This window comes from Oleiphilus sp. HI0061 (assembly GCF_001635675.1).
In genome coordinates, this window is sequence record NZ_LWFE01000211.1 from 1 (window position 1) to 860 (window position 860).

Here is an 860-nt window from a genome sequence, read left to right on the forward strand (position 1 = left end):
TTGCTTTTGCAGCGACTGAGTGCTTGAGAAGGCTTGCTCGACTCGTGAACGATGGAAGGCGTAGTCTTTAAGGGACTGTGCTTTGTCTCGGCCAAAATCCGACAGCGCGTTGAGACGTCTGGATATGTCGGTATCTCTATTATGGAGAAAGATATCTTGTTCAGAAAGCAGAGCGGCTAAGTTGCAAGCGACACGCTGATCTTCGGGCTTGTCGGTGCTTAACAACATACTTGCAAGGCGCGGGCTAACAGGTAGCTTTGCCGCGAGCTTGCCCAGTCGGGTGACCTGAGCTTGTTGATCCAGCAAACCGAGGTCTTTGAGTACTTGCATCGCGGCATTGTAATGCGCTTCCGGAGGCGCCGTGAGCCAGGGGATGCTCTGGTAGTTGTTATTTCCCCAAAGGCATAATTCTAAGCCGAGCTGAGTTAAGTCACTTATGCAGATTTCTTCGCTTTGAAAGTCACTCAGAGACTGTTGTTTGCTCTCGCTCCATAAGCGAATACAGTGGCCAGCCTGGGTTCTGCCTGCACGGCCCTGACGCTGTTCGGCCGATGCTTTGGATATGTACTTGGTTTCCAGACGACTCATACCGGAGCCAGCGTCATAACGCATTTGACGTTCAAGGCCACTGTCAATGACGCAGCGAATCCCTTCGATGGTCAAGCTGGTTTCGGCGATATTAGTGGCGAAAATAATCTTTCTTCGGCCTTGCTCGTCTTTCTGCAGAGCCTGCTCCTGTTTCTGAAGGCTTAGCCCGCCATAGAGTGGCAGAAGTAGCAGGTCATTGTCGGAATAACGTTCTTGCGCACTGGCTAGGCAGCGCTTAATTTCACCTTGGCCGGGGAGGAAGACCAGAATAT

At 51.6% G+C, this 860-nt stretch carries 1 protein-coding gene; it reads right to left on the reverse strand.

Going from position 1 to position 860, the window contains the following annotated elements; translation table 11 throughout:
* Positions 1-860: helicase-related protein (locus A3735_RS02435; protein WP_255375122.1), on the reverse strand; the 860-nt coding region annotated here is incomplete at both ends.